The organism is Bradyrhizobium liaoningense, from assembly GCF_018130955.1.
GTDB classification, from domain to species: domain Bacteria; phylum Pseudomonadota; class Alphaproteobacteria; order Rhizobiales; family Xanthobacteraceae; genus Bradyrhizobium; species Bradyrhizobium liaoningense_C.
This window is the reverse complement of sequence record NZ_JAFCJM010000086.1, coordinates 21,283-27,282: the sequence shown is the minus strand read 5'-3', so window position 1 is coordinate 27,282 and position 6,000 is coordinate 21,283. Positions and strand designations below refer to the sequence as shown.

Annotated in this window: 4 protein-coding genes; 3 read left to right on the top strand and 1 reads right to left on the bottom strand. The window is 63.1% G+C overall.

Going from position 1 to position 6,000, the window contains the following annotated elements; translation table 11 throughout:
• Positions 1-458: 458 nt before the first annotated feature.
• Genes JQ632_RS36080 through JQ632_RS36070 form a run of 3 tightly spaced genes read left to right on the top strand, consistent with a single transcriptional unit; the run spans position 459 to position 4,503 of the window.
• Complete coding sequence (locus JQ632_RS36080) at positions 459-1,967, top strand: glucan biosynthesis protein G (protein WP_212407472.1); 1,509 nt, start codon at positions 459-461, stop codon at positions 1,965-1,967.
• Complete coding sequence (gene mdoH / locus JQ632_RS36075; protein WP_212407471.1) at positions 1,955-4,075, top strand: glucans biosynthesis glucosyltransferase MdoH; 2,121 nt, start codon at positions 1,955-1,957, stop codon at positions 4,073-4,075. Before JQ632_RS36080 ends, mdoH begins: the two co-directional genes overlap by 13 nt.
• Before the next feature lie 47 nt (positions 4,076-4,122).
• A complete protein-coding gene (locus JQ632_RS36070; protein WP_249152782.1) occupies positions 4,123-4,503 on the top strand; it encodes a 4'-phosphopantetheinyl transferase superfamily protein in 381 nt (126 codons plus the stop codon).
• 1,092 nt (positions 4,504-5,595) lie between these two features.
• Here the strand turns inward: JQ632_RS36070 and JQ632_RS36065 are convergent.
• Positions 5,596-5,913, bottom strand: a complete 318-nt coding sequence (locus JQ632_RS36065; RefSeq protein WP_212407469.1) for a recombinase family protein — start codon at positions 5,911-5,913, stop codon at positions 5,596-5,598.
• Between the last annotated feature and the right edge of the window lie 87 nt (positions 5,914-6,000).

The window sequence follows — 6,000 nt, the reverse complement described above, 5'->3', positions numbered from 1 at the left end:
CAGGTTGGTGTCAGCAACCCGACCCTACCGGCGAATCATCGATGACCACCGCAAAGCCGCCCGCCCGCTACGGCGCTCTTGGTGGGCGCGCGTGCGGGCGGCTTTGCTCTACCGAGCTACACCATCACTCGGGACACGACCCTCGACGCGCTCTTCCGGCGGCCGCTGAGAACAGCGCATCGACTTTGGAGTAGACCGTAGCGATAACGAAGACAGGTGCATTCCAGGCGCGTGCCATTGATCCTCCGACCAGAGAAGGCGCACGAAGCCAAGACGTTCCGCGGGTTCCGCCGCCGTTCGGGGATGGAGGGGAAGCTCGCGGCCGTCTGAATTCCGGCCGTTTTGTGGTGATTTGGCCCTTGCGCATTTGCCCTCGCGCCGGCGCTGGCCGGCCGGTGGAACTCGCGGGCGTGATGCTCGTTGCTTGGCCGCGGCAGCAGTAGCGAGTAGGAGAGCACGTGAACCGACGCCAGCTTGTTCAAGGGCCGGCGGTGCTGCCGGCATTGCTGCTCGCCTCGCGAAGCGGCTTCGCCGCCGCTGCGTCCGATGACTCTTTCGGGCCGTCCACGGTGAGGGACCTGGCCCGTATGATCGCAAGCAAGCCGTTCGAGGCTCCGGACGAGAAGCTGCCGGGCGGGTTGAAGGACCTCGACTACGATCAGTACCGTTCGATCCGCTTTTTGCCCGAGCGCGCGCTCTGGCGCGGCAAGAATCTTACGTTCGAGGCGCAGTTCTTCCACCGCGGCTTTTTCTACAAGAACAGGGTGAACATCTTCGAGGTAGCTGACGGAAAGGCGACCGAGCTCAAGTACCGCAAGGCGGACTTTTCCTTCGGCGAGAAGGTCCTCTCGTTCGAGGACGTCGATCTCGGGTTCGCAGGCTTCCGCATACATGCACCGATGAACCGTCCCGACTATTACGACGAGGTCTGCGTATTCCTTGGGGCGAGCTATTTCCGAGCCGTGCCCAAGGGGCAGACGTACGGGCTTTCCGCCCGGGGGCTCTCGATCGATACCGGCGAAGCCAAGGGGGAGGAATTTCCCCTGTTCAAGGCGTTCTGGCTCGAACGGCCAGCGCCGGGAGCGACCTCGATGGTCATCCATGCCTTGCTCGACAGCAAAAGTTGCGCAGCGAGCTACCGCTTCACCGTGCGGCCCGGGGAAACGACGGTCTTCGACGTCGAAATGTCGGTTTACCCGCGCGTCGAGATGCCGCGGGCCGGGCTCGCGCCCATGACCAGCATGTTCTTTTACGGTCCGAACGATCGCAACGACATCGACGATTTCCGCCCGTCCGTTCACGATTCCGACGGTCTTGCGATCTTCAACGGCAAGGGCGAGAGCCTCTGGCGGCCGCTCAGCAACCCACGCGATCTGCAGATCAGCACCTTCCAGGATCTCAATCCGCGCGGATTCGGGCTGATGCAGCGGGAGCGAAACTTCTTCGCCTACCAGGACATCGAGTCCAGCTTCGAAAAACGTCCAAGTCTCTGGATGGAGCCGATCGGCGATTGGGGCGAGGGCGGGGTCATGCTGTTCGAGATTCCGACCAAGGAGGAGGTCCACGACAACATCGCCGCATTCTGGCGGCCGAAGAATCCGCTGCAGGCCAAGGGCGAACACAACTACACCTATCGGCTGCACTGGGGACCCGATAGCCCGAAGCCGCATTCTCTGGCCCGCTTCACGCGAAGCGGAATAGGGGCGAGGGGCGAAGACGTCCGCCTCTTCGTCCTAGATGTGGTCGGCGACAACCTCAAGGGCATCGATCCTGCCGGCGTCAAAGGCGTAGTGACGGCGGAGAAGTCCGAGGTGAAGAACATCGTCACGCAGCCCAATCCCTACACAGGTGGGTGGCGGCTGAGCTTCCAGTGCCAGGTCAAGGGCGAGCCGATCGAGCTGCGGGCGTTTCTGACCGAGGGCGACAAGCCCTTGTCGGAAATCTGGGTCTACCGATGGGCCCCCTGAGCACGGCGCCCCGGCCGGCCGCAGGCGATATCGCGACCCAACGCCTGCTGCCGCGCGAGTCGCCCCTTCCGATGGCTCCTGGTGACCTCGGAAAGAACCGCGTATCCGATCGCGTTCCTGCGCCGGTTGCGCCCGCTATGACCGGGCGACGCGGCCTCATCCTGCTCTCGACGGCGGCGCTCACGGCGGGCGGCGGCTATGAGATGTATCGCGTGCTGGAGGTAGGGGGCGTCACCGTCCTCGAAGCCATGGTGCTGGCGCTCTTTCTGGTCCTGCTCGCCTGGGTCGCGTTTTCGTTCGCCTCCTCGCTGGCCGGATTCTTTGTGCTGCTGGCCCCTCGTTCGGGCGCCTTCGCGCTGGAGGCGGAGCTGCCTGCGATCGCAAGTCGCACCGCCATGCTGCTTCCCACCTACAATGAAGACCCGCACCGATTGACGGCGCGGCTTCGCGCGATCATCGATTCCGTGGAGGCGACCTCTCACGGGGAGCTGTTCGACTGGTACGTCCTGAGCGACAGCACCGATCCGGACATCTGGGTCGCCGAAGAAAAGGCGCTCCTGGCGTTGCGACAGGCGGTGGGGACGCCACGGCTGTACTACCGCCACCGTGCCGACAACACGGCTCGGAAAGCCGGCAACATCGCCGAGTGGATCACGCGGTTCGGCGGCGTCTACGATTTCATGATCGTGCTCGACGCCGACAGTCTCATGAGCGGGCAGACCATCGTCCGATTGGTCCATGCCATCGAGACCAATCCGAGCGCCGGGCTCGTCCAGACGCTTCCTATGATCGTCAACGCGCGAAGTCTGTTCAGCCGCGTGCAGCAATTCGCGGGCCGGCTGTACGGACCGATGATCGCGGCCGGCGTGGCCTGGTGGCACGGCTCCGAGGGCAATTACTGGGGACACAACGCGATCATCCGGGTGAAGGCGTTTGCTGAAGCGGCTGCGCTGCCGCAGCTTCGCGGACGGAAGCCCTTCGGCGGGCACATCCTCAGCCACGATTTCGTCGAGGCTGCGCTGATGCGGCGGGCCGGTTGGGGCAACTACATGCTGCCGACGCTCGGCGGAAGCTACGAAGAGGTGCCACCCTCGCTGCTCGATTTCGCGGCGCGCGACCGACGCTGGTGTCAGGGCAATCTTCAGCACCTCGCGGTCGTGCCTGCACGCGGTCTCCATTGGGTGTCGCGCCTGCATTTCATGGTGGGAATCGGGGCATATCTGACGGCACCGCTGTGGCTGCTGTTCCTGCTGCTGGGGATGCTGATCTCGCTGCAGGCCCGCTTCGTGCGGCCGGAGTATTTTCCGAAGGGTTTCTCGTTATTTCCGACGTGGCCAGCCCAGGATCCCGTGCTCGCCATCTGGGTGTTCGTCGCCACCATGGGACTGCTGCTGTTGCCGAAGCTGCTCAGCCTCGCACTCGTCTGCATACGGGGCTCGGCAAGACGTCAATTCGGCGGCGCGTTGCGTGCCTCAGCCGGAGTTTTCGCGGAAATCGCGGTATCGGCGTTGATGGCGCCGGTGATGATGATCTTTCAGTCGATCGCGGTCGTCGAGATTCTGGCCGGCCGCGATGCGGGCTGGCAGACTCAAAGGCGGGACGACGGCACGGTGGAGCGCCGCGAGCTCTACCGGAAGTACGGCATACCGACCTTGTGCGGCGTTGCGATGGCGGCAAGCGCCTACGCCGTTTCGTTGCCACTTCTGCTCTGGATGTCGCCGGTCATCGTTGGGCTGCTGTTTGCTGTCCCTATCGGGGCGCTGACGGCCCGGCCCGCGCCCGGCAAGCTGTTTGCCACCCCTGAAGACCGAGAGCCGCCTTCGGTCCTGCGCCGGGCCAACGAATTGAGTGCGGCGGCGGAGGCCGGCATCAAACCCGCTCTGGTGGAGCTTCGCGAAAACCCCGAGCTGCTGGCCTTTCACGTCGCTCAGCTGCCGCCTCCTCGCGCCGCCCAGCCCGATACGGTCGACGTCAACCTGGCGGTCGGCCGTGCCAGGGTGGATGTGAGCGAGACGTTCGAGGAGGCCGCCGCGCATCTGTCTTCGCGGGAGGTCTTCTCGATCTTGAACGACGGCTCTGCGCTCTCGACCGTGTTGCGGAAGCGATGAACGCGCACCGAGTGCTTGGTGGACCTCGCTTGGACTCGAACCAGTCCTTGACCCGAGACAACTTCCCGTGCGCTGCGCGCGACGGCGCTCTCGCGCAGCACAGCTTTGCCGAGGCCGAAATCGCGGCTTTGCGCGGGCTTGCGCCGGACGATCTTTGCGACCGCTTCTATGATTGCTGGACCCTGAAGGAAGCCTATCTGAAGGCGAGGGGCCTGGGCTTGCGTCTTCCGCTCGATCAGTTCGCGATCTTGTTCTCCGGCCCCGCTATCGGCATCAGCTTCACGCGCGAAATCGATGACGATCCCAAGCGCTGGCATTTCACCAGGCATTCGCCTTCACCGCAGCATCGGCTGGCGATTGCCGATGGCAGCGGAACGCCCGGCGGTCTGCCGATCACAAGGCGACCGTGGCCGGTGCCGCTCGTGTGAAGAGCTTGCTCGACGCTTGATCAGATATTGGTCTTCCCGGCGCCCGCGCCACGGCTGGGTCGGATGATGCCGTCCGCGCCAGCGATTTCAAGGCGACCGGGCTCCATAGCAACTGCACTGGTGGCATTCGCTCGCGCGAGGCGATGGCAGACAGCGCGCGATCAAATCACTCGTCTGTGCCCCGGCTGTACCCCGAGATTTCCGGGGCACAGCGGCGGGCGGTGGTCAAATAAGTTATTGATTTTATTGTGTGAATGGTGGGCGCACAAGGGATCGAACCTTGGACCTCTCCCGTGTGAACCACAATCAGTAGTCCATAGCCAGCCTCATCCGGCCATAGAAAAAATCGCAGAAGTGGCTGCAGCGCAGTGACTTGTCCCCATATGAGGCCATAGCAGGCCATTACCGGCCACACCAGATTTTGTATGCCCCCGCTGTGCCCCCCTTGGATTTTCCCTTGGGGCACAAAAGGGAGGCGGGATTTGAGAACCGGTTCTGAGCTGGGCTGGCCAAAGTTGCCGGTTTCCCGCTGGGCACATTCAAGAGCGCATCCGCGAAAGGGAATGGGCCATGAGTACCAACTATCTGACGCTGACCGATGCGGTGAAGGTGCGGTTGCCTCGCTGATCGACCATTGTGAGATCGCCGCGCGCGATCTCCTCATGCCCTAGGTGATCTTCTGATCGTGTTGTCCACATCATCGAACCTTGCCCGAGTTTAATGAAGGCTCTTATTCGGAGAATTACGGAAACATTGATCGTGAACAGGAACGGACTGTCGCAGGCCGGGTCGTTGAAGGTCAAAATTGGTGAGCTACACTGGAGCGCCGCAGCATCCGTATTTGATCAAGCCAGAGAAGACTCGCTTCGGCGCCCGCGCTTTTTGCACGGTCGCGGGCGTCGCGTTGTGACGGCGGTTGATCTTGATGGCTTGCGCAGCCTTCTACGTCGCATGGTCGATGATGCGCAGATGCGGCGCCTCGACGATCTTGTGTTGATCCTTCGGAGTGGGCCGCGAGAGGCCCTTGCGCGTCATCGGGTCCTTGACCATCCTCACCCGGTTCCATGTGACGAAACCGCCATAGAGACTGGATTAGGCCGCCACCGCGCGACACGTTGCCATTGATCGTCGAGGCGTTCGAGAGCTTGCCGCGCGGTGCGCCAACCTTCGCCTGTTGAGATCGTGCGCAATCGCGCGCAGCGTCTCGCCTTGCACATAGCAGGCAAAAATAACGCGCACGATTTCGGCCTCTTGCTCGACGATCTCTGAGTCGCCGGGCTTGCCGGGCACCGCACGATAGCCGTATGTGCGACCGCCAGCGTGTTGGCCATCGCGGATTACGCCCTCAAGCCCGCGCCGGGTGCGAACCGCCAAATCCCGGATATATTGTTCATCGACAAGCGCGCGCAACGAGCCGTCCAGTTCGCTGACATGACCGTGCGCTCCGGCGTGTATCTTGATGCCTTGAAAGTCGAGCGTGATGCGAAACGTCGCACT

Bases quoted from the DNA above. Each gene is read 5' to 3' on its own strand.
- mdoH (WP_212407471.1), top strand. From the start codon at position 1,955: ATGGGCCCCCTGAGCACGGCGCCCCGGCCGGCCGCAGGCGATATCGCG.